This is a genomic window from Oxalicibacterium sp. (assembly GCF_057353965.1).
Genome location: NZ_JBMQZD010000004.1, coordinates 432,640 through 458,990 on the forward strand (window position 1 = coordinate 432,640; position 26,351 = coordinate 458,990).

The window sequence follows — 26,351 nt, forward strand, 5'->3', positions numbered from 1 at the left end:
TCTTGATTACCATAGCCGATGAAATTACATTCTGAGCGTTTCAACCCGCCTTTCTTTCCCCGCCGTCTGATTGCCGCTGCCGCCTTCGCCCTGTGCGCGAGCCATGCGTATGCGGTCGATCCCTTCACCGTCAAGGACATCCGCGTCGAAGGCATCCAGCGTACCGAGCCCGGTACCGTGTTCAGTTATCTGCCGGTACGTGTCGGCGATACCTATACCGACGAGAAAGGCACGACGGCGATCAAGGCGCTGTACGCAACGGGCTTCTTCAAGGACGTGCGTATCGAGACCGAAGGCGATGTGCTGGTCGTGTTCGTGGAGGAGCGTCCGGCGATCGCCAGTGTGGAATTCACCGGTACCAAGGAGTTCGACAAGGAAACGCTGACGAAGGCGCTGAAGGAAATCGGCGTCGGCGAATCTCGCATCTACGACAAGTCGCTGGTCGATCGCGCAGAACAGGAACTGAAGCGGCAATATCTGTCGCGTGGTCTGTATTCGGTCGCCATCACGACGACGGTCACGCCGCTGGAACGCAATCGCGTGGCGATCAACTTTGCCGTCGACGAAGGTGATGTCGCCCGCATCAAGAACATCAGCATCATCGGCAACAAGGCCTTCAGCGAGAAGGATCTTGTTAAAAAGCTTGCATTGCGCACACCGGGCTGGTTTACCTGGTACTCGAAGGCGGATCAGTATTCGAAGCAGAAACTTGCGGCCGATATCGACACGCTGAAATCCTTCTACCAGAACAACGGCTATATCGAGATGCGCGTCGAATCGACGCAGGTGTCGATTACGCCGGACAAGAAGGATATCTACATCACGATCAACATCAGCGAAGGCGAAAAATACACGGTATCCGACGTCAAGCTGGAAGGCGAGATGTTCGGTCGTGAAGCGGAAATGGCTTCGCTGGTACAGTTGAAGGCCGGCGACGTGTATTCGGGCGAGAAACTGACGGCCAGTACGAAGAACATCACCGAGCGCATGGGCAATTTCGGCTATGCGTTTGCCAACGTCAATGCTAATCCGCAGATCGATCGCGAGAAGAAGCAGGTGGCGTTCACGATCTTCGTCGATCCGGGGCGGCGTGTCTATGTGCGCAACGTCAATATTGCGGGCAACACGAAAACCCGTGACGAAGTCATTCGACGCGAACTGCGGCAATTCGAGAATTCCTGGTATGACGGCGAGAAGATCAAGTTGTCGCGCGATCGCGTGGACCGTCTCGACTACTTTACCGACGTGAAGGTGGAAACGCCGGACGTGCCGGGCAAGACCGATCAGGTGGACGTCAACTTCGCCGTGACGGAAAAGCCGACCGGCAACATCATGTTGGGCGCAGGTTTTTCCAGCAGCGAGCGCTTGACCTTGAGCGGCGGGATCAACCAGAGCAATGCCTTCGGTAGCGGCAACACGGTCGGTGTGAACGTTAATACGAGCAAGTATTATCGTACGATCGCGGTTTCGGCAACGAATCCGTATTTCACCGATGATGGCGTCAGCCGCACCTACGAGTTGTTTACACGCACTACGCGTCCGCCATCGATTAGCACCGGCGATTATCGCTTCCGCAGTACGGGTGGCAACATCCGATTTGGTGTGCCGTTCTCGGAAGTGGATAGAGTGTTCTTCGGCGCAGGTGTGGAGCGTACCGAGATCACCGTTTATAAAGGGCTGGGCGCCGAGGACAGTGACAAGGATGATAGCCCGCAACGCTACATCGACTATGTCAATGAACTTAATGGCAATAACGATGCCTCACAAACCGGTGAGCACAGTGCGTCCGCGACCAGTATTCCGTTGACCATCGCATGGCAGCGGGATAATCGTGATAGTGCACTGGTGCCGACTAAAGGTCGTTATCAACGAATCAACTTCGAGATTTCACCGGCCGGAGATACGAAGTACTACCGGGCGACGTTCCAGCAGCAGTACTTCAAGCCGTTGTTCTCGAGCACGACGCTGGCGTTGAATGGCGAGATCAACTACGGTAAGGCTTTGGGCGGAGACGTATATCCGATCTTCAAGAACTTCTACGGAGGCGGCATCGGTTCGGTGCGCGGCTATGAAAGCGCATCGCTCGGTCCGAAAGATTCGAACGGCGATCCGCTCGGCGGTTCCAAACGGCTGATTCTGAATGCGGAATTGCAATTCCCGTTCCCGGGATCGGAGAACGATCGTACGTTGCGCTGGTTTACTTTCTTCGATGCCGGCAACGTCTATGACGATAATCAAAGCTTCGGCAGTGACTTGAAGGCATCGGCAGGTATCGGTTTCAGTTGGGTCTCGCCGATCGGTCCTCTCAAGCTCAGTTTCGGCAAACCGCTGAACAAGAAGCCGGAGGATGATGAGCAGGCCTTCCAGTTCCAGTTGGGTACCGGCTTTTAAAGGCTGGTGGCATAATAAACAATTGGTGGTTGAAATTTGAGATGTGGAGAATTATTTTGAAGGCTTCAATCAAATCCTCAGTAATGTCCAAATGCCTGGTGTTGTTGATCGCCGGCCTCGGTTTTGTTTCCGTCGCGCAAGCGCAGGAGTCGGCAAAGATCGGCTTCATCAGCACTGAGCGCATTTTCCGTGAAGCGGCGCCATACAAGGCGGCACAGGCCAAGCTGGAGCAGGAATTTTCCAAGCGCCAGAAAGAGTTGCAAGACATGGCAACGCGCCTGAAATCGATGGCCGACAAATACGACAAGGATGCGCCGGTACTGGCGGATTCCGAGCGTGTGAAGCGTCAGCGCGAACTGGCCGATCTGGACAAGGATTTCCAGCGCACGCAACGCGAGTTCAAGGAAGATCTGAACCAGCGCCGTAACGAAGAAACTGCTGCAGCGATCGATCGCACAAATAAAGTGATCAAGCAGATCGCGGAAGCGGAAAAATACGACATCATTCTGCAGGAAGCAGCGTATGTCAGCCCACGCATCGACATCACCGACAAGGTGCTGAAGGCACTCGGCAAATAACAGAAAAGGCTACGATGAGCACTCGACTGGGAGACTTGGTCGAACGCTTGGGGGGCCGGTTGATTGGTGATGCCGACAAGCAAGTTGTCGGCATCGCGCCATTGAGCGATGCCGATGCATCGCACATCACGTTTCTTTCCAATCCCAAGTTCAGAAAGCAGGCGGCACAGACGCAGGCGGCGGCCCTGATCCTGTCGGAAGCTGATGACGAGGTCGTTGGCCCGGACTATGCCGGTACGCGCATCGTCACGGCCAACCCGTATGCGTATTTTGCGCGCGCGGCCCAGTTTTTCGCGGCCTTGCACGCGCATGCTGCGCCCAAAGGCATTCATCCAACTGCGGCTGTTGATCCGCAGGCCAGCGTGGCGACCAGTGCGTCGATCGGACCGCATGTGACGATCGAAGCCGGCGCACACATTGGCGACGATTGCGTAATCGGGGCAGGTTGCTTTATCGGCCGCGACGCGGTGGTCGGCAAGGGCACGCTGTTCCATCCGCGCGTGACTTTCCTGGCGGGTTGCCGCATCGGAGAACGCGGCATCCTGCATTCCGGCGCGGTGATCGGCGCGGACGGTTTCGGCTTTGCGAACGAAGGTGGTGCGTGGATCAAGATTCCGCAAACCGGAGCAGTCGAGATTGGCAACGACGTCGAAATCGGAGCAAACACGACGGTGGATCGCGGTGCGTTGGCCGATACGGTAATCGAGGATGGCGTCAAGCTGGACAACCAGATCCAGATCGGCCACAACTGCCACATTGGCGCGCATACGGCAATGGCGGGCTGCGTCGGCGTGGCTGGCAGCGCGATCATCGGCAAGCATTGCACGTTCGGCGGCGCGGCAATGGTCCTGGGGCATCTGACGATCGCCGACAACGTCCATATTTCTTCTGGCAGCATGGTGTCGCGCTCTATCCATGAGCCGGGGCAATACACGGGTTTCTATCCACTGGCCAAGAACGCGGAGTGGGAAAAATCTGCCGTCATCGTGCGCAATTTGTCGTCGATGCGTGAGAAAATCCGCGAACTGGAAAAACATATCAAATCGCTTGGCGAAGACAAGAATGACTAATCAGGGAACTATGCAGCACATGAAGACGCTCGACATCAACCAGATCAAGGAATACCTGCCGCACCGCTATCCGCTGCTGCTGGTCGATCGCGTGTTGACGTGGGAATCGGGCAAATCGATCACCGCAATCAAGAACGTCACCGCCAACGAGGAATTCTTCAACGGCCACTTTCCGCACAAGCCGGTCATGCCGGGCGTGCTGATGATCGAGGCGCTGGCGCAGACTGCCGCCTTGCTGTCCTTCCTGACGATGGGCCAGAAGCCGGACCACAATAGCGTGGTGTATTTCGTGGGCATCGATGGTGCGCGCTTCAAGCGTCCGGTGGAGCCGGGCGACCAGTTGAAGATGGAAGTCGAAATCCTGCGCAATGCGCGCGGTATCTGGAAATACAAGGCGGTCGGCTCCGTCGATGGCCAGGTCGCGCTGGAAGCCGAACTGATGTGCACGATGCGCACGATCAACGACGCCAGCCAGCCAGCGGGGCAGTAATGACGCGCATCCATCCGACCGCGATCGTCGACCCGCAGGCGCAGCTGGCAGATTCGGTCGAGATCGGCGCTTACGCGGTCATCGGTCCGCACGTGTCGATCGGCGCGAATACATGGATCGGCCCGCACACGGTCGTCGAGGGCCATACGCGCATCGGCAGCGACAACAAGATTTTCCAGTTCGCGTCGATCGGCGCGGCGCCGCAGGACAAAAAGTACGCAGGTGAACCGACCGAATTGCACATCGGCGATCGCAACACGATCCGCGAATTCGTCACCATCAATCTCGGCACGGTGCAGGATGCCGGCGCTACGCGACTGGGCAACGACAACTGGATCATGGCTTACGTGCACATCGCACACGATTGCCAGCTCGGCAGCAACATCATCCTTGCCAACAACGCGACGCTGGCCGGCCATGTACATCTGGAGGACTGGGTGTTCCTCGGCGGCTTTACGTCGGTGCACCAGTTCTGCCATATCGGCGCACATGCGATGACGGCTTTCACCGCTGCGGTCAGCCAGGACGTGCCGCCATTCGTGACCGCTGCCGGCAATCGTGCGGTGCCGGCCGGCATCAACAGCGAAGGTCTGCGCCGTCGTGGCTTCACCAGCACCCAGATCGCTGCAATCAAGCGCGGCTATCGCACCATCTATCGTTCGGGACTTCCGCTGGAAGAGGCGAAAGCCGCCTTGCGTGCGGAAGAAACCGCTTCTCCTGACGCTGCCGATTATTTGCGCCAACTGCGCGAATTCATCGAAGACTCTCCGCGTGGCATCATTCGCTGACGCAGCGGACAAGACCGCAATCGCCCTGGTCGCCGGCGAAACGTCCGGCGATCTTCTTGCAAGCCGATTATTGTCGGGCCTGCGTCCCCATCTGCCCGATGCCCTGATGCACGGCATCGGCGGTCCCCACATGATGCAGCACGGTTTCGTCAGCGATTTTCCGATGGAAAAGCTGTCGGTGCGCGGCCTGTTCGAAGTGCTGGCGCATTATCGCGAGATCAAGGGCATACAGAATGCATTGCGCGATCGGTTGCTGGCGGAGCGTCCGGCCGTGTTCATCGGCGTCGATGCACCGGATTTCAATCTCGGGCTGGAAGCGCAATTGAAAGAGGCAGGCATTCCGACCATGCATTTCATCGGTCCGTCGATCTGGGCCTGGCGCGGCGGACGCATCAGGAAGATTGCGCGTGCCGTGTCGCACATGCTGGTGATTTTTCCGTTCGAGGAAGAAATCTACCGCAAGGCCGGCATTCCGGCGACTTACGTCGGTCATCCGCTGGCCCAGGTCATTCCGATGGAGCCGGACGTGCAGGCGGCGCGTGCCTTGCTGGGATTGCAGCCGGATGCGCGCGTCGTTGCCATCATGCCGGGCAGCCGCATGTCCGAGTTGAAATACAACGCTGTCGCCTTTGTCGCTGCAGCCAGATTGCTGCGGCAGCGTGATCCATCGCTGCAATTCGTCGCGCCGATGGCCGGCGATGCGCAACGCCGGTATTTCGACGAACTGATCGCGCAGGCGGGATTGCAGGATGTACCGATCCAGGTGACGAATGGCGAGTCGTACCGCGCAATGGCTGCAGCGGATGCGGTATTGGTCGCTTCCGGTACGGCGTCGCTGGAAGTTGCCTTGTTCAAGAAACCGATGGTGATTGCCTACAAGATGATGCGTGCTTCCTGGCATGTGCTGCGCCATATGGGATATCAACCGTGGATCGGCCTGCCGAACATCCTTGCGCGCGAATTCCTGGTGCCGGAACTGCTGCAGGATGCCGCCACACCGCAGGCATTGGCCGATGCGATGTGGACGCAGTTGTGCGACGATGCACATCGCGAATATCTGCAACGGCGCTTTACCGAAATGCATCACACCCTGTTGCGCGATACGGCTGTGGAAAGCGCGCAGGCAGTACTGAACCTGATCGGCCATCCGTCGCGTACGGCGTAACCGATTGCACGAATCTACAGACATGCCGCCTGCAAAGAAGAAAACCGATACGACGCTGCCGTTGTTCGATTATGCGAACGACGTCATCTGCGGTGTCGACGAGGCCGGCCGCGGCCCGCTGGCGGGGCCGGTCTTTGCCGCAGCAGTCATTCTCGATCCTGCACGGCCGATAACCGGCGTGCGCGATTCGAAGAAATTGACCGAAGCCAAGCGAGACGAATTGGCGCTGGAAATCAAGACGCATGCACTGGCATGGTCGATCGCGCAATGTTCGGAGCAGGAAATCGATGAACTGAATATTCTTCAGGCTTCGATGCTGGCAATGCGGCGTGCGGTCGAGGGCTTGTCGATGCTGCCGACGCTGGCACTGATCGATGGCAATCGCTGTCCGGTCATGACCGTTCGTTCCGAGGCAATCGTCAAGGGAGACGATCTGGTGCCGGCGATTTCGGCGGCATCCATTCTTGCAAAAACGGCGCGCGATCATGCGCTGCGTCTGTTGCATGCCCAGTATCCGAATTACGGTTTTGACCAGCACAAGGGCTATCCGACTGAACTGCATCTGGAACGGTTGCGCCTGCATGGCATCTCGCCGGTGCACCGCCGGTCCTATGCACCGGTGCGTGCATTGATCGAGGGCGTGACCGTGAACGTTACAAAGGAAGCTTGAAGATGTCGATCAAGCCGATATCGTCGCGCGACAATCCGCTCTACAAGGAGTTGAAACTGCTTGCGGCCAGTTCGCAGGCGCGGCGTAAGGAAGGGCGGACGCTGCTTGACGGCGTGCATCTTTGCGAAAGCTATCTTGTTCAAGTCGGCAAGCCGCTATTGTGCATCGTGGGTGAAACGGCGATGCGCAATGACGAGGTAGCAGCCATCCTGCGTCGATGCGATGATCTTTCGTCGCAAACCATCCTGCTGCCGGATCAGCTTTTCAATGCGCTGAGTCAGGTCGAAAACGGCATCGATATCCTCTTTCTGATTGAGACGCCGCAATTGGCGCAACCGCCGCGCCTGACACGATCCGCCGTGCTGCTGGATCGTGTGCAGGACCCCGGCAATTTCGGCTCCATCGTGCGTAGCGCAGCGGCGGCAGGGATCGAACAGGTGTTCTGCAGTACGGGAACGACCTTCGCCTGGTCGCCCAAGGTCATGCGTGCAGGCATGGGCGCGCATTTTCTGCTGGAGATATACGAACACGTCGATTTGGCCGATCTGCTGGCGAGGACGGACATTCCGGTCGTGGCGACCAGTTCGCATGCGCAGCAACGTCTCTACGATCTCGATCTGGTGCAGCCTGTCGCTTGGTTGTTCGGCCATGAGGGACAAGGCGTTGCCGATGCCTTGCTTGAGTGCGCGACGCATCGCGTGACGATTCCGCATCTCGGTGCGATCGAATCGTTGAATGTGGCGGCCAGCGCGGCAGTCTGCTTCTTCGAACAGGTGCGCCAGCGGACTGCACGCTGATCCGGTTTAGCCGGAACGCTGCTCCGTCTTGATTTCCTGCAGGATGGTGGCGGCGATTTCCTCGATCGATTTCGTCGTCGACGACAACCAGCGCACGCCTTCGCGCTGCATCATTCTTTCCGCTTCATCGATTTCATAGCGGCAATTCTCAATCGACGCATATTTACTGTCGGGCAGGCGTTCGTGGCGGATTTCCGCCAGCCGCTCCGGAGCGATCGACAGGCCGAACATCTTCTCCTTGTGCTGCAGCAATGCGGGCGGCAGTTTCCGGCGGGCGAAATCGTCCGGCGTCAGCGGATAGTTGGCCGCCTTGATGCCGTATTGCATCGCCAGGAAAAGGCTGGTCGGTGTCTTGCCGGAACGCGATACGCCTACCAGGATCACGTCGGCCTGCGACAGATTGCGGTTCGATTGGCCGTCGTCATGCGCCAGCGAAAAATTGATGGCTTCGATGCGGTCGCGGTATTCGGCAGAATCGGCCGGCGTGTGGCTGCGGCCGATCGTGTGCATCGACTTCATGCCCAGTTCCTGCTCCAGTGGTTCGACGAAGGTCTGGATCAGATCCATGTACAACCCCTGCGAAGTACGCACGATATCTGACAGTTCCGTCTTGACCAGCGTGGAAAAGACGATGGGACGCTGGCCATCGATGATGCAGGTTTCGTCGATGCGACGTAGCGCCTGATGCGCCTTGTCGATCGAATCGACGAAGGGCAGGCGTATCTGCCGGAACAGCATGTCGAATTGCGAGAGCACCGAATGCGCGAAAGTCTCGGCGGTGATGCCGGTGCCGTCCGAAACGAAGAATGCCGTGCGCATCGGCAACGGTCGGGAGGCTGGATCGACTGGAGTGGGCATGATTCGATGTAAATGATTTGTAAGAATCGCGTAAGTTAATAAATCGCTTCACCATCGTTCGCGACAGGCGAGGATTCGCTAGAATGAGTGCCGGATCGCTCGCAATACCGCTGTTGAAGAATAACAAAATGGCTCGTGCCCGGGATACGGGCATGCTGATTTCTCTTCATCGAACGAGGTGCCCATGTCTGAAGCATTGCACACGCGAAGCAGGCAGGATCGGCAGGCCGATGCCTACGTGATCGCTTTCGAGAGTCTGCGCATGACCGACGTCGATGCGGTCGGCGGAAAAAATGCCTCGCTGGGGGAGATGATCAGCCAGCTGGCGGCGGCCGGCGTGCGGGTGCCGGGCGGTTTCGCGACGACGGCGCAGGCGTATCGCGATTTTCTTGCGCATGTCGAGACCGGCGAACGCAGTCTGGCGCAACGCATCGCCGATCGGCTGGCGGGGCTGGATATCGACGATGTGCGCGCACTCGCGCAGGCCGGTTCGGAAATCCGCAGCTGGATCGTACAGACGCCATTCCCGCCGCGTCTGCGGCAAGAGATCACACAAGCTTATACACAACTGACGCAATCGGCCGACAAGTCGGCTGGCGAGCCGTCGTTCGCCGTGCGTTCTTCCGCCACGGCCGAAGATCTGCCGGACGCCTCGTTTGCCGGGCAGCAGGAAACTTTCCTGAACGTGGTCGGCATCGACAACGTGCTCGATGCGATGCGCCAGGTCTATGCATCGCTGTACAACGATCGCGCCATCTCCTATCGCGTACACAAGGGCTATCTACATGCGGATGTCGCGCTATCGGTCGGCGTACAGCGCATGGTGCGTTCCGATCTGGGTGCCGCCGGCGTGATGTTCACACTCGATACCGAATCGGGATTCCGCGACGTCGTCTTCATCACGGCCAGCTACGGGCTGGGTGAAACGGTGGTGCAGGGCGCGGTCAATCCGGACGAATTCTATGTGCACAAACCGATGCTGGCGCAGGGAAAGCAGGCGATCATCCGGCGCGCCATCGGTTCCAAGCTGATCCGTATGGAATTCACCGACGAGGCGAAGGCAGGGCGATCGGTGCGCACCGTCGATGTACCGGCGGACTTGCGCAATCGTTTCTCGCTGACCGATGCGGATATCGTCGAACTGGCGCGTTACGCCGTCATCATCGAACAGCATTACGGCCGGCCGATGGATATCGAATGGGGCAAGGATGGCAAGGACGGCAAGCTGTACATCTTGCAGGCGCGTCCGGAAACGGTGAAGTCGCAGCAAACGGCGTCCGACGTGCAGCAGCGTTTCCGCATGAAGGCGGACGGCCCGGTGCTGGCGGTTGGCCGTGCAATTGGCCAGAAGATCGGCGCTGGGCCGGTGCGCGTGATTCGCGATCCGTCGGAAATGGAACGCGTGCAGCCGGGCGATGTGCTGGTTGCCGACATGACTGATCCGAATTGGGAACCGGTGATGAAACGCGCCTCGGCCATCGTCACCAATCGCGGCGGCCGCACCTGTCACGCGGCGATCATTGCGCGCGAACTCGGCGTGCCGGCAGTGGTTGGCTGCGGCGATGCGACGGAGACGCTGCGCGATGGAACGCTGGTCACCGTGTCATGCGCGGAAGGTGACGAGGGAAAAATTTACGAAGGCCAGCTGGAAACCGAAGTAACCGAGATCGCACGCGGTGCCTTGCCCGACTTGCCGCTGAAGATCACGATGAACGTCGGCAATCCGCAGCTGGCGTTCGACTTCCAGTCGATTCCGAATCACGGCGTCGGCCTGGCGCGGCTGGAATTCATCATCAACAACAATATCGGCGTGCATCCGAAGGCGGTGCTGGCCTATCCGGCCATCGATGCCGATCTGAAGAAGGCGGTCGAATCTGCGATGCGCGGCTATGCGTCGCCGCGCGAATTTTATGTTGGCAAGCTGACCGAAGGCATCGCGACCATCGGTGCGGCATTCTGGCCGAAGCCGGTGATCGTGCGGTTGTCGGACTTCAAGTCGAACGAATACAAGAAACTGATCGGCGGCTCGCGCTACGAACCGGACGAAGAAAATCCGATGCTCGGCTTCCGCGGTGTGGCACGTTATCTGGCTCCCGATTTTGCCGAAGCCTTCGCGATGGAATGCATGGCACTGAAGCGCGTGCGCGAGGACATGGGGCTGACGAACGTCGAGATCATGGTGCCTTTCGTACGCACGCTGGGGCAGGCGGAGAAGGTGATCGCGCTGCTGGAGAAGAACGGCCTGAAGCGCGGCGAGAACGGCCTGCGTATCGTGATGATGTGCGAAGTGCCGTCCAACGCGATTCTGGCGGAGGAATTCCTTGCCTATTTCGACGGTTTCTCGATCGGCTCCAATGATTTGACGCAGTTGACGCTGGGCCTGGACCGCGATTCCGGCATGGAGATACTCGCCGCCGATTTCGACGAGCGAGATCCAGCCGTCTCCGCGATGTTCTCGCGCGCGATCGCTGCTTGCCGCAAGCAAGGCAAGTACGTCGGCATTTGCGGGCAGGGGCCGTCCGATCATCCGGATTTTGCCGCGTGGCTGATGAAGGAGGGAATCGGTTCGCTGTCGCTGAATCCCGACTCGGTCGTCGAGACGTGGATGAATCTCGCAGGCAGGCGATAGACCTGCCAGCGAAACCGAGAAAACGGTTCTTTCCCGAGAGCGTTTTGGAATAGACTGTGGCGGGAAACTGCAACAGCCGGTTTCCAGGCGTCTCCGCGCGGGGCGAAGATTCACGCTTGTAATCGAAAGGATGCAAACGAATGGCAGACTGGATGATCTGGTTTGCGGCAGCTTGTGTGCTCGTCATACTGGAAATGGCGACGGGCACCTTCTATCTGCTGATGATCGCCTTCGGCGCGGCAGCGGGCGGTATTGCCGCCTTTGTCGGCCTGCACGGCACGTCGCAGTGCGTGATCGCGGCCGTCGTCGCCGCAGTCGCCACTGCCGCGCTACGTCGCAGCAAGCTCGGCCGCAGCGAGCGTGTCGATGCCGCGCGCGATCCGGCGATCAATCTTGACATCGGCCAGGCGCTGGAAGTCGGTGAATGGCGTGTTGCCGACGGCGCATCGGCCGTTACACGTGTCATGTATCGTGGCGCGCTGTGGGATGCGGAACTGGCGCCCGGCGGCACGGCGATGCCGGGACTGTTCATGATCCGCGAGGTGAGAGGCAATCGACTTGTCCTCATCAATACCGACGTCGTCCGGCGCGAGCTGGCCGAAGCATCCGATTCGTCACAATAAGGGAAATTCCATGTTCGATACATCCATCCTGTTTTTCCTGCTGTTCGTCGTCATCGTTTTCGTCGTCAAGACGGTCAACGTGGTGCCGCAGCAGCATGCATGGGTCGTCGAGCGGCTCGGTAAATATCATGCGACGCTCGGGCCCGGCCTGAAGATCGTGCTGCCGTTCATCGACCGCATCGCCTACAAGCATTCGCTCAAGGAAATCCCGCTCGACGTGCCGATGCAGATCTGCATCACGAAGGACAACACGCAGCTGGAGGTGGACGGCATCCTGTATTTCCAGGTGACCGATCCGATGCGTGCTTCCTACGGTTCGTCGAACTACATTCTGGCGATCTCGCAATTGGCGCAGACGACGCTGCGTTCGGTGATCGGCCGCATGGAGCTCGACAAGACTTTCGAGGAACGCGAGGCGATCAACCATGCGGTCGTCGGCGCGATCGACGAATCGGCGACCAACTGGGGCGTGAAAGTGTTGCGCTACGAGATCAAGGATTTGACGCCACCGAAGGAAATTCTGCATGCGATGCAGTCGCAGATCACGGCGGAGCGCGAGAAGCGCGCCTTGATCGCGGCGTCGGAAGGTCGCAAGCAGGAACAGATCAATATCGCCACCGGCGAGCGCGAGGCAGCAATCGCGCGGTCGGAAGGTGAGAAGCAGGCTGCGATCAACCGCGCGCAGGGCGAGGCTTCAGCCATCCTGTCGATTGCCGAAGCGACGGCCGAGGCGATCCGCAAGACCGGCTCGGCGATTCGCGAACCGGGCGGCGAGGGTGCGGTGAACCTGAAGGTGGCCGAGCAATACGTCGAAGCATTCGGCAAACTGGCGAAGACCAACAATGCGCTGATCGTGCCTGCCAATCTGGGCGATATCAGCGGCCTGATCGCAAGCGCGTTGACAGTGGTGAAATCGCAGGAAACACGCGGCAAGGCCTGAGTGCTTTGCACGAATTGAAGACGGCGCCGCTACATTGAGGGCGCCGTTTTTTATTGCCGTTCATTATCGCCGGTTCTGTTTCAGCACCGACTGGATTTCGCGTTGCGTATCGCGCTTCTTCTCGGTATCGCGCTTGTCGTGCTGTTTCTTGCCCTTTGCCAGACCGATCTCGCACTTGATACGGCCGCGCTGGAAATGCAGGTTCAGCGGTACCATCGTGTAGCCGGCGCGTTCGACCCTGGCTTTCAGCTTCTTGATCTCGTCAGCCTTCAGCAGCAGCTTGCGCGTGCGCACCGGATCGGGCGTGACATGGGTGGAGGCGGTCGCCAATGGGCTGATGTGTGCGCCGAACAGGAAGATTTCGCCGTTGCGGGCAATCACGTAGGCTTCCTTTAGTTGCACGTGGCCGGCTCGTATTGATTTCACTTCCCAGCCTTCCAGAACAATGCCGGCCTCAAAGCGCTCCTCGATGAAGTAGTCGTGGAATGCTTTTCTGTTGTCAACAATGCTCATGAGGGTTCTGCAACGGGTCGGTTAAAATGGCAACCTTGCGATTCTATCAAACGGACATACTCGGGTCATAATCGATGGCGGTAGTGCACAAAACAGTCTTGCTGGGTTACAGCGCGGAACAGATGTTCGCGCTGGTCGATCGTGTGGAGGATTATCCGCAGTTTCTGCCGTGGTGCGGCGGTGTGGAGGTCAAGGAGCGCAGCGAACACAAGCTGATCGCGACATTGAAAATCAATTTTCACGGCGTGCGCCAGAGCTTCACGACGGAGAACACCAACAACCCGCCGCATTCGATGACGATGCAATTGCTCGAAGGGCCGTTCAAGCATTTGCACGGCACGTGGCAATTCAAACCGTTGCGCGAAGATGCCTGCCGCATCGATTTCGACTTGCAGTATGAATTCTCGAACAAGTTGATCGAAGGCGTGATCGGCCCGGTCTTCAACATGATCGCGACCAGTTTCGTCGATTCGTTCAGCAAGCGGGCGGAGCAGGTCTATGGCTGATGCGCCGGCAACGATTGCCGTTCAGGTCTGTTACGCAAGAATGGACCGGCAATTCCTGTTGCCGCTGGATGTGGCAACAGGCACGACAATCCAGCAGGCGATAGAGCGTAGCGGAATTGTCGAGCTGGCGCCGGAAATCGATATCAGCGTCTGGCGCGTTGGCATCTACGGCAAGTTGAAGACGCTGGATACGGTGCTGCGCGAGCATGACCGTGTCGAGATTTATCGGCCGTTGATTGCCGATCCCAAGGATTCGCGCCGACGCCGCGCGAATAAAAGCGGGAAGGATGGCGGCAAGGACGTCTGACCCGACTTCCTCGCACAGGGCCGCGGCGCGCCCAGCTCGATGCCGCCAAATCGTTCCGCCAGCCGATCTATCGGGCGCCGCTCATTCCCGTCATTTCCCTGTTATTTGCAGTCGGACAGCGCCTGCCGGTTTTCCCGCACGGCGTTTGCACGTTCCTCGTCGGTCAGATAGACACGTTCGCCGGTCGGCGACAGCCGGGTAATGCGCTGGCCGGATTGCAGCGCGCGCTGATAGTTGCCGACTTGCTCACAATTCTTCTTCCTTGCAGCAGCCTGCTTTGCCTGTTCGGCTGCCTGTTTGTCTTTTTCCGCCTGTTCCGCGCGTCGTTTCTGGAAATCGGCGTTCTTTTCCGCGAGCGTAGGGGGTGCCTTTGGTGCGGCGCCGTCTTCCTTTGCCGTTTCGGTCTCGGTAGCGGTTTCGTCAGCGGCGGCCGGTACTGCGGTTTGCGGCAGTGCTCCCGGCGATTTCAGGATGCGGCTGTTCGGCACCGAAGCCGGTGGCGGCATGTCCGAATATTGCTTGACGCCTTTCCCGTCCAGCCAGACATACTGAGCCAGTACTGCGGTGCAACTGCAGGACAGCAGCAGCGCGAGGGTGAGCCGTTTGAGCGAATTCGTATGCATGGAAATCCCTGGAGAGTCGCGGAGTGATGCGATTTCGCCATGCTTCCGCAGCGATGTCAATGACAGCCGCATTTTTGTGCCCGGCGGGGCGGAGCGGCCTGAAAAACGGCTTAAATCCGGCCTGAAACGGCGGGACGCGGCGGACGGATTTCTGTATAATTCGCTTTTGCGCCAATAGGAAAAACACTATGCGTCTACTACAAAAGGCACTCACATTCGATGACGTGCTGCTGGTCCCGGCCTACTCCGACATTCTCCCCAAAGATACTTCCCTTGCCACGCGTCTGACGCGCAACATCACGTTGAATATTCCGTTGCTGTCTGCGGCAATGGATACCGTGACCGAAGCGCGGCTGGCGATCACGATGGCGCAGGAGGGCGGCATCGGCATCATTCACAAGAATCTGACGGCCCGCGAACAGGCGCGCGAAGTGGCGAAGGTCAAGCGTTTCGAATCCGGCGTCGTGCGCGACCCGATCACGATTCCGCCGAACACGAAGATCCGCGATGTCATCGCGCTGTCGCAACAGCATGGCATCAGCGGTTTTCCGGTCGTCGAAGGCAAGAAGGTCGTCGGCATCATCACGAACCGCGACCTGCGTTTCGAAGAGGAACTGGACGCGCCGGTCAGCGCCAAGATGACGCCGCGCGACAAGCTGGTCTACGTGCCGGATGGCGCCGATCTGGCAGAAGCCAAGCGCCTGATGAACAAGCACCGTCTGGAGCGCGTGCTGGTAGTCGGCGAGGATTTCGAATTGCGCGGCCTGATCACCGTCAAGGACATCCAGAAATCTACTGAACATCCGATGGCCTGCAAGGACAGCCAGGGCAAGCTGCGCGTCGGCGCGGCAGTCGGCGTCGGCCCGGACAACGACGAGCGCGTCGATCTGCTGGTCAAGGCCGGTGTCGACGTGATCGTGGTCGATACTGCGCACGGCCATTCGAAGGGCGTGCTGGATCGCGTGCGCTGGGTCAAGCAGAACTATCCGGATGTCGACGTCATCGGCGGCAATATCGCGACCGCAGCGGCAGCCAAGGCGCTGGTCGAGCACGGCGCGGACGGCGTCAAGGTCGGCATCGGTCCAGGCTCGATCTGCACCACGCGTATCGTCGCTGGCGTCGGCGTGCCGCAGGTGTTTGCGATTTCCAATGTAGCAGAAGGCTTGAAGGGCACGGGCGTGCCGTGCATCGCCGATGGCGGTATCCGTTTCTCCGGCGATATCGCCAAGGCGCTGGCAGCAGGCGCTTCCAGCGTGATGATGGGCAGCATGTTCGCCGGCACCGAAGAAGCACCGGGCGAAGTGATCCTGTTCCAGGGCCGCAGCTACAAATCGTATCGCGGCATGGGCAGCCTGGGTGCGATGGCCGACGGTTCGGCCGACCGCTACTTCCAGGATGCGGCGAACAACGTCGACAAGTTCGTGCCGGAAGGCATCGAAGGCCGCGTGCCGTACAAGGGCAGCGCGATCGCCATCCTGTACCAGCTGGTCGGCGGCGTGCGTTCGTCGATGGGCTACTGCGGCTGCGCGACGATCGATGAATTCAAGGAAAAAGCGGAATTCGTCGAAATCACGTCGGCTGGCATGCGCGAATCGCACGTGCACGACGTGCAGATCACCAAGGAAGCGCCGAACTACCGCGCGGATTGATCGCAGGCGGAACAGGACGGCCTCCGGACCAGCCCAGCCATGACCACCACGCCGAACAGCGTTTCCGCTTCCATCGCTGTGGCCGATGCGGATGCATTGGCATCGGATGCACAGTTGCTGCGCATCCAGCACATCGGCGAAAGGTTGTTCAACGTCGCACATTGCGTCGTAACGTTTGCCGACGCGAGCAGCGGTTTCCACGACGGCAGGCAGGCGATTGCGCACGAATTCTGCCGCAGTCTGGCAGAGGCCGATGCGCTGACGATCGTGCAGGATGCTTCCGTCGATCCCTTGCTGGCGACGCATCCGATGGTCAGCGGCGAACCGAGCATTCGTTTCCACGCGGCCAGTCCGATCCGCGATGCGGGCAAGGCGATCGTCGGCGCCGTGCATCTGGTCGACTACCGCGCACGCAGCTTCAGCGAGATCGACAAGCGTGCGATGGCCGATCTGGTTGGTATTGCCGAGCGCGAACTGCATGTGCGTTCGCTGAATGCGATCCAGCTCGATCTGGAGAAGAAGAACAAGACCTTGCGCCGCAAATCCCTGATCGATCCGCTGATCGGTACGTGGAATCGCGGCGCGATCATGCGCATTCTCGGTATCGAATCGGTTCGTTGCGAAAAAGCAGGCCAACCGTTGTCGGTCATCGTCGTCGATCTCGATTTTTTCAAGAAGATCAATGATACCTACGGCCATCCTGCCGGTGATGCCGTGCTGGTCAAGGTGACGAGCCGTCTGCGTTCCAGTATCCGTCGCCAGGATTCGGTCGGTCGCTATGGCGGCGAGGAGTTTCTGGCCGTGCTTCCCGGCGCATCGCAGGAAGAAGCGCAGGCAATTGCCGAGCGCATGCGTGCGGCGGTTGCGGCTGAGCCGGAGCCGATCGGCGAGGCGATGGTCAATCTGACGGTCAGCGCCGGCATTGCTTCATCCGATTTGTTTCCGGCTGCCGGCACCGATGAATTGATTGGCCATGCCGACCGTGCGTTGTATGCCGCCAAGGACGCAGGGCGCAATTGCGTGAAGCAGGCGCGGCCCGATATGCAATTTTGATTATTCCGCAAACATTCTGTTAATACTGGTTTCCTTCCCATGCATTCCAAGATTCTGATTCTCGATTTCGGCTCGCAAGTCACACAACTGATCGCGCGCCGCGTGCGCGAAGCCGGCGTTTTTTCCGAAGTCTATCCGTACGATGTCGACGACGATTTTGTGCGTAACTACGGCGCAGCCGGCGTCATTCTCTCCGGCGGCCCGAGTTCGGTTACCGAAGGCGATACGCCGCGTGCGCCGCAGGCCGTGTTCGAACTGGGCGTACCGGTATTGGGTATCTGCTACGGCATGCAGACGATGGCCGAGCAGCTGGGCGGCAAGGTCGAAAACGGCAAGGTGCGCGAGTTCGGCTATGCCGAAGTGCGCGCGCATGGACATACCGCGTTGCTGAAGGAAATCAGCGATTTCACGACGCCGGAAGGCTACGGCATGCTGAAGGTCTGGATGAGTCATGGCGACAAGGTCAACGACATGCCGCCGGGATTCAAGCTGATGGCATCCACGCCGAATTGCCCGGTTGCCGGCATGGCGGATGAGGAACGTCGCTTCTACGCCTTCCAGTTCCATCCGGAAGTCACGCATACGCTGCAGGGCAAGGCGATCCTCGGCCGTTTCGTGCACGAAATCTGCGGCTGCAAATCCGACTGGAACATGCCGGACTACATCAGTGAGGCGGTCGAGAAGATCCGCGCACAGGTCGGCAAGGAAGAAGTCATCCTCGGCTTGTCCGGCGGTGTCGACAGCAGTGTTGCTGCAGCGCTGATCCATCGTGCGATCGGCGACCAGCTGACCTGCGTGTTCGTCGATCACGGCCTGCTGCGCCTGGATGAGGGCAAGATGGTGATGGACATGTTCGGCAAGAACCTCGGCGTGAAGGTGATTCATGTCGATGCCACCGATCAGTTCATGGGACATCTGGCCGGCGTCACCGATCCGGAAGAAAAGCGCAAGATCATCGGTCGTGAATTCGTCGAAGTTTTCCAGGCCGAATCCGGCAAGCTGAAGAACGCCAAATGGCTTGCGCAGGGCACGATCTACCCGGACGTGATCGAAAGCGCCGGCAAGGGCAAGAAGGGCGCGCACACGATCAAGAGCCATCACAACGTCGGCGGCCTGCCGGAGACGCTGAACTTGAAGCTGCTGGAGCCGCTGCGCGAACTGTTCAAGGACGAAGTGCGCGAACTGGGCGTTGCGCTCGGCCTGCCGCACGACATGGTTTATCGCCATCCGTTCCCGGGCCCGGGCCTGGGCGTGCGCATCCTCGGCGAAGTAAAGAAGGAATACGCCGACCTGCTGCGTCGCGCCGATGCGATTTTCATCGAAGAGTTGCGCAATACGCAGATTCCGTTGTCGACCGAACTGGCAGCCGGCGGTGGCGATAGTCACTTCCACAAGAACTGGTACGACGCGACCAGCCAGGCTTTCGCCGTCTTCCTGCCGGTGAGGTCGGTCGGCGTGATGGGCGATGGCCGCACCTACGAATACGTGGTTGCGTTGCGCGCGGTGCAGACACAGGATTTCATGACGGCGCACTGGGCGCATCTGCCGCACGAGCTGCTGGGCAAGGTGTCGAACCGCATCATCAATGAAGTGCGTGGCATTAATCGTGTCGTCTATGACATTTCCGGCAAGCCGCCGGCGACGATCGAGTGGGAATGATTCGGACGTCTGATGCCGATCAGTGTTATCTAGCAAGAAAACATATATCAAGCCCGCGTTAATGCGGGCTTTTTCTTTCCGATTCGTGCGATTGATGCCCTGAAAGTTTCGCTAACTTTTGATGGATAGCGCTTCGGAGTTTGCCTTGGCCAACACGCCTGCAACAATCCGGTCGCAGCGTGCACCATCAAAGGCGAAGGCATCGTTGAGTGCAAGATCGATCTGGCTCGCCAGGCTTTCGCGCAGCATGCTGCGTGCCCTGAAGAAACGGGTTCGTACCGTTGCTTCCGGAATGCCGAGTGCCTGTGAAACTTCTTCTACATTCATTTCCTCGACTGCCCTCAACATGAAAACGGTACGAAATGCTTCCGGCAACAAATCGATGCGCGCTTCCACCAGTTTGCGCATCTCGGCACGCATTGCCGAATGTTCAGGGCGATCGTCAGGATCGTCGGTGAGTGACGCCTGGATTTCTGGTTCGATGGAATTCATGGCGGTTTCCAGTGGAATGACTTGCGTGTCCCTTCGTCTGAGGCGTCCCAACGCCTCGTTGGCGACAATCCGTACCAGCCAGGTCGACAGTTTTGCATCAGAGCGAAAATCGCTTAGTGCACGCCAGGCGCGTAGATAGGCATCCTGAAGCGCTTCTTCAGCCTCGGAATCGTTCTTCAAAATGCTGCGCGCAGTGCGAAACAACAGCCGGTTGTTGCATCGCATGATCGCTTCAAAAGCCGATTCATCTCCCCGGGCGGCGCGTGAAACGAGTTCTGCTTCCGAGAGAGGCGTTGGCGTGAGCGTGGATGTTTGCCGACCATTCAGCATCTTGTCTCCGGACTATCGAATGGATAAGGTTCTTCGTGTACAGACGTTGTGAATGGAGCCGTCTGCGGCAGGCGAGAGAATGATTCGCTGATCATGAGATTCCTTGCCACGTATTTCCCTGTATTGATCTCGGTCGCAACTGACGTTTCCTGCATGGCGTTGATCATGCGTTCAGCTGCCGTTTTTAAGCAAGCTTAAGAATTCGCGCCGTAACGTCGCATCCTTCAAAAATGCGCCACGCATCACGGAATTTGCATGAGTGCCCCATCTTCCCGGACGCCGCGCCAGCTCATGCAGAAATGACTTGCCTCCATGACGACAGCCAGGCCATCTGGTTTGATGCGATGTTCCAGTTCGTTTGCCAGCATGACCACGGCTTCTTCCTGAATCTGTGGCCGATTCATTATCCATTCACATAATCGCGCGTACTTGGACAAGCCGATCAGATCGGACGTTGCATTGGGCAGCACGCCTATCCACACCTTGCCCAGAATCGGGCATAGATGATGCGAGCAGGCGCTACGTACCGTGAGCGGGCCGACAATCATGAGTTCGTTGAGTTGCGAAACATTCGGGAAGGCTGTCACCTGGGGTGGTTTTTCATAACGGCCGCGAAACACTTCGTGTATGAACATCCGGGCGACCCGTCTTGCCGTTTCGGCGGTGTTATGGTCGCTGGCGGTATCGATTACCAAGGAGCGTAGAAGGTCGTGGATCTTATGCTCGACTTCGGCACATAGTTCATCCAATTCGCCATCACGAATGAAGGCGGCAATGTTGTCGTTTGCGTGAAAGCGCTGCTTTGCGTTGACGAGACGATAGCGAATACGATCGGATGCGTTTTCTTTCGGCAAAGCCGCTTCTTTTTCAAGCACAGGTTCTAACAGCATAAATGGGCTCTTTAGTGTTGTGATGGAATGTATTCGACTCAGTGATTGGAGCGTCCGACGCCATGCTGATAAACCAGCGTGCCGCCCAGCCAGCTGCCCAGGATCAAACAGGCAAAACCAGCGGCATCCAGCAGCAAGGAAATAACATTCGGTTCCAGTGCATGCATATCCTCCAGTCGCAGAAACAAGCGAACGCTGAAGAAGATGCTGGCCAGAAGCATTGCGCCCATATGCCAGTAAGCGATTCGCATCGCAATGCCATCGGGTACGCGTGACAGTTCGATCAGACCGGCAAGCATGGCCACCAATGCCGTGATGCAGCCGACTGCAAAAAGTCCGCTCGACCAGCGCCAGGCAAGATCACCAAGCCACAGCCCGGAAACGTCGGTAGTTACGGCCAGCGACCAGCAAGCAATGGGGAAGTGCACCAGGGCTGGATGCAGGGGATGGCGCGACATTACAGAAGCACGCTGGCAAGTGTCAGAAAACCCGCGATGGCCACGCAGGCATGAATTACGACCACGGCCTTGGGCGGTAACTTTTTACGCAGATGGAACGAAGCCAGAAAGAATCCACCGAGCGCTGCTATCAACATCAATACGAAACCGATCAGCACTCTTTGCGGAGTGTTGCCTTGCACGAGCAACACGATCAGCAGAACCAGGCCAGTTGCACCCAGCAATGCATGCAGCGATGACAGCAGCCACGGCCCGAACTTGTTGCGCAGGACATGTGCCGCAAGCAGCAAGCCTCCGGCAGCGGCAACTGCAAATACGATAACGGTGTAGGTCAGCATTTGTTTCACCTGTCGATATAAAGAACGGTTTGTGGTCCATTCCAGTTTTGCTTCAGTTCCTGAATTGGCCGAGAGGGCGATGAATTTGTTCGGCGTTTTTACCCTGCCTGACCATTGGATGAAGAAAGATTCCGCCACGTTCCCGATTGCGGATTTACTCGTTCAGGGATGCATTCGGCTTGGGCGTGGACGGGACGGTGAGATGCCTATCGTTTGATGGCGCGACATGACGTTTTGCAGTGTGGATGCAGACGCGACGGTTTCGAGCGGTCAATCTTGTTACATGAGCAATCGTTGCGTCGCCGCTTTTTTTGGAAATATAATGAGAATTATTATCATTTCGTTCCAGCGCGGTGCTCCCGGCCGCCATATTCCATGACAGTGGCCGAATCCGCGACACGCCAGCAAGTGCACGCCCTATACCACGATCACCACGGCTGGTTGCAGGGATGGCTGCGCAAGAAGCTGGACAACTCTTTCGACGCCGCGGATTTGGCACACGATACCTTCATGCGCTTGCTGAATCGTGAGGAGATGATTGCGCCGCAGGAGCCGCGCGCCTTCCTGACGACCGTGGCAAAAGGACTGGTTGCCAACTTCTATCGACGGCGACATGTCGAGGCGGCTTGGCTGGAGGCACTGGCGGCTTTGCCGGAGCCCGAGGTGCCGGATGTCGAAACAAGGGCAATCCTGCTGGAGACGTTGATCGAGATCGATCGCCGCCTTGATGGTTTACCGGTTGTGGTGCGCCGTGCCTTTCTGCTGTCGCAGCTGGACGGTATGACGCAGCCGCAAATCGCCAGGGAGCTCGACATTTCCCTGGCTAGCGTACAGCGTTACATCGCGAAGGCGCTTCATCGCTGCCTGTTTGCGACCTGATTTTCTGAAGATGCATGGATACGCCTATTGCCATCTTCCCGGATTCGGCTGAATCGCCGTTGCCCGATGCCATCGGCCGGCAGGCCGTGCATTGGTTGGTGCTATTGCAAGGCGAGCACGTCACGCAGGACATGCGCGATGCATGGCAGACGTGGCGAACGGAAAAGCCCGAGCATGAGCACGCCTGGCGGCGTGTCGAAACCTTTCTTTCCGGTTTGCGCACGCTGCCGTCATCCGCCGCACATGATGTGCTGGCTGCCGAGCATGTGCCGGACAAAGGGCGCCGTCGTGCAGCCAAGCTGATGGCGATCATGGCAGCCGCTGGCGGTGCATGGCTGGCAGTGGAACGCGTGCCGGCACGTGAATGGCTGGCCGACTACCGTACAGGTACCGGAGAGCGGCGCGTCGTCATGCTGGATGATGGAACGCGTTTGACATTGAATGCCCGCAGTGCCGTTGATGTGCATTTCGATGCGGATCGACGGCTGATCGCGCTGCTGGAAGGGGAAATCCTGATCGAGACTGCGCCGGATCCGCGGGCAGTCGCTCGCCCGTTCTATGTGCAGACTGTACAAGGCTGCCTGCAGGCGCTCGGTACGCGCTTTACCGTTCATCAGCGGCAGGCTGATGTGCAGGTCGAGGTATTCGAAGGGGCGGTGCGTGTTCGCCCGGCGAAGGCGCGGGATCAGGACTATGTCGTGCAGGCGGGGCAGCAGACGCGATTTTCGCAAGATGGCGCGGAGAGGCCATTGGCGGAAGTCGATGAGCAATCCGCTGCCTGGGCTGGGGGAATGCTGGTCGCGCGTGATATGCGGCTGGACGATTTCCTCGATGCGCTGGCGCCGTATCGTAACGGCAGCCTGGGCTGCGATCCGGCCATCGCCGCATTGCGCGTGTCGGGCATCTATCCGCTAGCCGACACGGATCGCGTACTGGACATGCTGCAGCGTACGCTGCCGGTCGAAATCCATGCGATGACACGTTACTGGGTACGTCTGAAGCCGCGCAATACGCCTACACCATCGAAGAATGCTTGATCCGGCAAGGCACAGAAAATTTTTCAAAAAAGCTGAGGTGTTTTCGATTCTCGCGGGGCAAAGGGAGTGAAGACCATATTTTCACTTTCGGGAAAAGGAATCTCCTCATGCATCGTTATTCGCCTGGCGCGCTTGCGCGTCCCATTTCCAAACCGTCTGTGCGGCGCTTGAAGCATCGCGCGCTGGTGCTGGCAGTCAGCCACGCTCTGTTCGCATCGGCGGCCGGCGCTGTCTGGCTGGCCATGCCTGCTGTTGCGCATGCCGAACAGGTGCAATCTGCGCGCAAGCATTACACGATTCCGGCCGGTTCGTTGGAGAACGCTTTGATCCGCCTCGGCCAGAGTGCCGGCGTCATGATCTCCTATACGGCGGCAGATGTTGCCGGCAAACAGACCGGCGGTATTGACGGCAGCTATACGGCTGCAGAGGCGCTGACGATGCTGGCTGCCGGCACCGGCTTGCAGCCTGTGGCCGAGACCAACGGCGGCTTCTCGCTGCGCAAGCTGCCGCAGGCAGATGGAGCAACGCCGGTATCGACGTTGCCCGCCGTCAACGTGGTGACGAATGCCGAGAGCGCGGTCGGTCCGGTCGTCGGCTATCGCGCAACGCGGTCGGCAACTGCTACCAAGACCGATACCCCGCTGGCGGAAACGCCGCAGGCCGTAACTGTCGTCACCCGCGACCAGATCGTCGATCAGGGAGCGCTGAACCTTCAGGACGCACTGACCTATGCCGCCGGCGTGCGCTCCGATGCATACGGACTTGATTCGCGTACCGATTCGGTGCTGGTACGCAGCGGTACGCCGGATCTGTACATCGATGGGTTGCGACAGGCGAACGATTACTACACCAGTGCAGCACGTCCCGATCCATTCACGCTGGAACGTATAGAAGTGTTGCGTGGCCCTGCGGCGATGCTGTACGGGCAGGGCAGTACCGGCGGCGTGGTGAATCTCGTCAGCAAGCGGCCGCAGGAAACTTTTCAGGGCGAAGTAGGTGTGTTGGTCGGCAACCGTGGATTGCGGCAGGTACAGGCCGACGTTACGGGACCGCTGACTGCCGATGGTGAATGGTTGTACCGGCTGGTGGCAGTCGGACGTGACGCCGATACCCAAGTCAATTATGTGGAAGACGATCGTTCGTTGCTGATGCCGTCGCTGACATGGAAGCCGAACGGCGCTACGACGTTGACCTTTCAGGGTTTGATCCAGCGCGACCGCACCGGTTCGACGTCGCAATTCCTGCCGTGGGAGGGCATGGTGCTACCCAATCCGAATGGACGTATTCCGACGGGACGTTTCATCGGTGAACCGACTGATCGTTACGATACCGATCGTGAATCGCTGGGCTACTTTCTCGAACATCAGTTCAACGACGAATGGACCTTCCGCCAGAATTTTCGCTACGCGGTCAACAAGGTCGATTACTTCACCCACTATGCCCGCGGCTGGTTGCGTACTGGCGGAACCGGCTTCCCGCTGGACCCGGTTAACCAGCGCATCATCGAGCGTGATGCCGATTACAGTGTGACGAAAGTCCATATCGCAACACTGGATCAGCATTTGCAGGGGAAGATACAGACCGGCGATGTGCAGCACACGCTGCTTGCCGGTCTGGACTACACGCGTTATCGCCGTGATCGCGATTCGCAATATATTGCATCCTACGACACGATCGATATCTATGATCCCGTCTATGGCAATCCAGCACCGGTCTCGTTGACGGAAGAGCCGCGTGCCGTGCAACGGCAAGTCGGCCTCTACTTGCAGGACCAGATGAAAATCGGTCGTAACTGGGTCGTAGTGGCAGGGTTGCGTCATGACCGCGCCACCAATGAACTGGAAGGCCGCGAGGATGAAAAGGATAGTGCGACGACCAAGCGCCTCGGTTTGATGTATCTGGCAGAAAACGGCTGGTCTCCATATCTCAGTTACAGCGAATCCTTTACGCCGGTTAGCGGTGCCGATTTCTACGGCGAGCGCTACAAACCGAAGCGCGGCAAGCAGGTGGAAGGCGGTGTCAAATACATGCCGGCCGACAGCAACAGCCAAATCACTGCGGCGATCTGGAGCATCCGGGAAGAGAACCAGCTGGTTCAGGATCCGAACAACGGGAATAACCAGATTCAAGCTGGCCGCACGAAGAGTCGCGGTGTCGAACTCGAGTGGCGCGGTTCCATCACGAAAAGCATCGACGCGCTGGCGCACTACAACTACACGGATTTGGATGAAGAACTCGACGAGGTGCCGCGCCATCAGGCTGCACTGTGGGGGAAATGGCGCTTCTCCGTTGCTGGCCTTGATGGTTTTTCCGCCGGTGCAGGCGTGCGTTACATGAGCTCGTTCCGCGATGGCGATGCGCCGACCACTCCGTCCGTTACGCTGTATGACGCGATGCTGGCATGGGAGAACCGTCAATGGCGTTATGCGCTGAACATCAATAACCTGACTGACGAAGTTTATGTGGCGAGCTGCCTTTCCCGTGGCGACTGCTGGTATGGTGCGCGCCGCAGCGTGGTGGCAAGCGCAACTTATCGTTTCTAAAGTTTCTGACGCAGAACGACAAGCGGGCACGGAGCGAATATGCTCCGTGCCCGTTTTTATTTCGATGTATGCAAC

25 protein-coding genes and 1 pseudogene are annotated in these 26,351 nt (G+C 58.7%); 19 read left to right on the forward strand and 7 right to left on the reverse strand.

The window, feature by feature from the left end; translation table 11 throughout:
- Positions 1-18 precede the first annotated feature (18 nt).
- From bamA to ACO1VH_RS08500, 8 genes are all read left to right on the forward strand, one after another.
- Entirely contained in the window at positions 19-2,391 is a 2,373-nt protein-coding gene (bamA, locus tag ACO1VH_RS08465; RefSeq protein WP_486244061.1) for an outer membrane protein assembly factor BamA, read from the forward strand.
- An 83-nt stretch (positions 2,392-2,474) separates the two neighbouring features.
- Entirely contained in the window at positions 2,475-2,969 is a 495-nt protein-coding gene (locus ACO1VH_RS08470) for an OmpH/Skp family outer membrane protein (protein ID WP_486244062.1), read from the forward strand.
- 14 nt (positions 2,970-2,983) lie between these two features.
- Positions 2,984-4,039: a UDP-3-O-(3-hydroxymyristoyl)glucosamine N-acyltransferase gene (lpxD, locus tag ACO1VH_RS08475; RefSeq protein ID WP_486244063.1), complete on the forward strand. Its 1,056-nt coding sequence runs from the start codon at positions 2,984-2,986 to the stop codon at positions 4,037-4,039.
- Positions 4,040-4,058: 19 nt separating this feature from the next.
- Entirely contained in the window at positions 4,059-4,529 is a 471-nt protein-coding gene (gene fabZ, locus ACO1VH_RS08480; RefSeq protein WP_188421171.1) for a 3-hydroxyacyl-ACP dehydratase FabZ, read from the forward strand.
- Positions 4,529-5,317: an acyl-ACP--UDP-N-acetylglucosamine O-acyltransferase gene (lpxA, locus tag ACO1VH_RS08485; RefSeq protein WP_486244064.1), complete on the forward strand. Its 789-nt coding sequence runs from the start codon at positions 4,529-4,531 to the stop codon at positions 5,315-5,317. Before fabZ ends, lpxA begins: the two co-directional genes overlap by 1 nt.
- On the forward strand, positions 5,301-6,482 hold the full coding sequence (lpxB, locus tag ACO1VH_RS08490) for a lipid-A-disaccharide synthase (RefSeq protein ID WP_486244065.1): 1,182 nt from the start codon (positions 5,301-5,303) through the stop codon (positions 6,480-6,482). Before lpxA ends, lpxB begins: the two co-directional genes overlap by 17 nt.
- A 22-nt stretch (positions 6,483-6,504) precedes the next feature.
- The gene (gene rnhB / locus ACO1VH_RS08495) at positions 6,505-7,152 is read left to right on the forward strand and encodes a ribonuclease HII (protein WP_486244066.1); all 648 of its coding nucleotides are present in this window, start codon (positions 6,505-6,507) and stop codon (positions 7,150-7,152) included.
- A gap of 2 nt (positions 7,153-7,154) precedes the next feature.
- Positions 7,155-7,949 carry a TrmH family RNA methyltransferase gene (locus ACO1VH_RS08500; protein WP_486244067.1) on the forward strand — a complete coding sequence of 265 codons (795 nt, stop codon included), beginning with the start codon at positions 7,155-7,157 and terminating at the stop codon, positions 7,947-7,949.
- A 6-nt stretch (positions 7,950-7,955) separates the two neighbouring features.
- Here ACO1VH_RS08500 and ppsR read toward each other — a convergent pair whose 3' ends face one another.
- Positions 7,956-8,807 (reverse strand): posphoenolpyruvate synthetase regulatory kinase/phosphorylase PpsR, encoded by an 852-nt coding sequence (gene ppsR / locus ACO1VH_RS08505; protein ID WP_486244068.1) that lies wholly within the window; start codon positions 8,805-8,807, stop codon positions 7,956-7,958.
- Between the two features lie 184 nt (positions 8,808-8,991).
- Between ppsR and ppsA the strand changes: the two genes are divergently transcribed.
- The 3 genes from ppsA (at position 8,992) to ACO1VH_RS08520 (ending at position 12,999) form a co-directional block, all read left to right on the forward strand.
- Positions 8,992-11,436: a phosphoenolpyruvate synthase gene (gene ppsA, locus ACO1VH_RS08510; RefSeq protein ID WP_486244069.1), complete on the forward strand. Its 2,445-nt coding sequence runs from the start codon at positions 8,992-8,994 to the stop codon at positions 11,434-11,436.
- Positions 11,437-11,576: 140 nt separating this feature from the next.
- Complete coding sequence (locus ACO1VH_RS08515; RefSeq protein ID WP_486244070.1) at positions 11,577-12,059, forward strand: NfeD family protein; 483 nt, start codon at positions 11,577-11,579, stop codon at positions 12,057-12,059.
- Positions 12,060-12,069: 10 nt separating this feature from the next.
- The gene (locus ACO1VH_RS08520; protein WP_486244071.1) at positions 12,070-12,999 is read left to right on the forward strand and encodes an SPFH domain-containing protein; all 930 of its coding nucleotides are present in this window, start codon (positions 12,070-12,072) and stop codon (positions 12,997-12,999) included.
- Between the two features lie 63 nt (positions 13,000-13,062).
- Here the strand turns inward: ACO1VH_RS08520 and smpB are convergent, their stop codons facing one another.
- On the reverse strand, positions 13,063-13,512 hold the full coding sequence (gene smpB / locus ACO1VH_RS08525) for an SsrA-binding protein SmpB (protein WP_486244072.1): 450 nt from the start codon (positions 13,510-13,512) through the stop codon (positions 13,063-13,065).
- A 74-nt stretch (positions 13,513-13,586) separates the two neighbouring features.
- Here smpB and ACO1VH_RS08530 point away from each other — a divergent pair, with 74 nt between their 5' ends.
- Both ACO1VH_RS08530 and ACO1VH_RS08535 read left to right on the forward strand, forming a co-directional pair.
- Complete coding sequence (locus tag ACO1VH_RS08530) at positions 13,587-14,018, forward strand: type II toxin-antitoxin system RatA family toxin (protein ID WP_486244073.1); 432 nt, start codon at positions 13,587-13,589, stop codon at positions 14,016-14,018.
- Positions 14,011-14,325 carry an RnfH family protein gene (locus ACO1VH_RS08535; protein ID WP_486244074.1) on the forward strand — a complete coding sequence of 105 codons (315 nt, stop codon included), beginning with the start codon at positions 14,011-14,013 and terminating at the stop codon, positions 14,323-14,325. Before ACO1VH_RS08530 ends, ACO1VH_RS08535 begins: the two co-directional genes overlap by 8 nt.
- Positions 14,326-14,426: 101 nt before the next feature.
- Here ACO1VH_RS08535 and ACO1VH_RS08540 read toward each other — a convergent pair whose 3' ends face one another.
- Complete coding sequence (locus ACO1VH_RS08540; protein ID WP_486244075.1) at positions 14,427-14,948, reverse strand: DUF4124 domain-containing protein; 522 nt, start codon at positions 14,946-14,948, stop codon at positions 14,427-14,429.
- Positions 14,949-15,136: 188 nt separating this feature from the next.
- Between ACO1VH_RS08540 and guaB the strand changes: the two genes are divergently transcribed.
- Genes guaB through guaA form a run of 3 tightly spaced genes read left to right on the forward strand, consistent with a single transcriptional unit; the run spans position 15,137 to position 19,309 of the window.
- Positions 15,137-16,597: an IMP dehydrogenase gene (guaB, locus tag ACO1VH_RS08545; RefSeq protein ID WP_486244076.1), complete on the forward strand. Its 1,461-nt coding sequence runs from the start codon at positions 15,137-15,139 to the stop codon at positions 16,595-16,597.
- Between the two features lie 39 nt (positions 16,598-16,636).
- The gene (locus tag ACO1VH_RS08550; protein WP_486244077.1) at positions 16,637-17,650 is read left to right on the forward strand and encodes a GGDEF domain-containing protein; all 1,014 of its coding nucleotides are present in this window, start codon (positions 16,637-16,639) and stop codon (positions 17,648-17,650) included.
- Between the two features lie 39 nt (positions 17,651-17,689).
- Positions 17,690-19,309, forward strand: a complete 1,620-nt coding sequence (gene guaA, locus ACO1VH_RS08555) for a glutamine-hydrolyzing GMP synthase (protein WP_486244078.1) — start codon at positions 17,690-17,692, stop codon at positions 19,307-19,309.
- Positions 19,310-19,420: 111 nt separating this feature from the next.
- Here guaA and ACO1VH_RS08560 read toward each other — a convergent pair whose 3' ends face one another.
- The 4 genes and pseudogenes from ACO1VH_RS08560 to ACO1VH_RS08575 all read right to left on the reverse strand — a co-directional run bounded on the left by ACO1VH_RS08560 (position 19,421) and on the right by ACO1VH_RS08575 (position 21,955).
- Positions 19,421-20,131 (reverse strand): RNA polymerase sigma factor, encoded by a 711-nt coding sequence (locus ACO1VH_RS08560; RefSeq protein ID WP_486244079.1) that lies wholly within the window; start codon positions 20,129-20,131, stop codon positions 19,421-19,423.
- A gap of 171 nt (positions 20,132-20,302) precedes the next feature.
- Positions 20,303-21,021: pseudogene (gene folE, locus ACO1VH_RS08565) on the reverse strand (GTP cyclohydrolase I).
- A gap of 38 nt (positions 21,022-21,059) precedes the next feature.
- Positions 21,060-21,479: a DUF2231 domain-containing protein gene (locus ACO1VH_RS08570; RefSeq protein WP_486244080.1), complete on the reverse strand. Its 420-nt coding sequence runs from the start codon at positions 21,477-21,479 to the stop codon at positions 21,060-21,062.
- Positions 21,479-21,955, reverse strand: coding sequence for a hypothetical protein (locus ACO1VH_RS08575; protein WP_486244081.1), 477 nt, complete (start codon positions 21,953-21,955; stop codon positions 21,479-21,481). The genes ACO1VH_RS08570 and ACO1VH_RS08575 overlap by 1 nt, the downstream gene beginning before the upstream one ends.
- A gap of 237 nt (positions 21,956-22,192) precedes the next feature.
- On the opposite strand from ACO1VH_RS08575, the gene ACO1VH_RS08580 reads away from it, so the two are divergent.
- From ACO1VH_RS08580 to ACO1VH_RS08590, 3 genes are all read left to right on the forward strand, one after another.
- The gene (locus tag ACO1VH_RS08580) at positions 22,193-22,696 is read left to right on the forward strand and encodes a sigma-70 family RNA polymerase sigma factor (protein ID WP_486244082.1); all 504 of its coding nucleotides are present in this window, start codon (positions 22,193-22,195) and stop codon (positions 22,694-22,696) included.
- Positions 22,697-22,710: 14 nt separating this feature from the next.
- Entirely contained in the window at positions 22,711-23,733 is a 1,023-nt protein-coding gene (locus ACO1VH_RS08585; protein WP_486244083.1) for a FecR domain-containing protein, read from the forward strand.
- Positions 23,734-23,840: 107 nt separating this feature from the next.
- Positions 23,841-26,276 (forward strand): TonB-dependent siderophore receptor, encoded by a 2,436-nt coding sequence (locus ACO1VH_RS08590; protein WP_486244084.1) that lies wholly within the window; start codon positions 23,841-23,843, stop codon positions 26,274-26,276.
- The last annotated feature ends 75 nt before the right edge of the window (positions 26,277-26,351 follow it).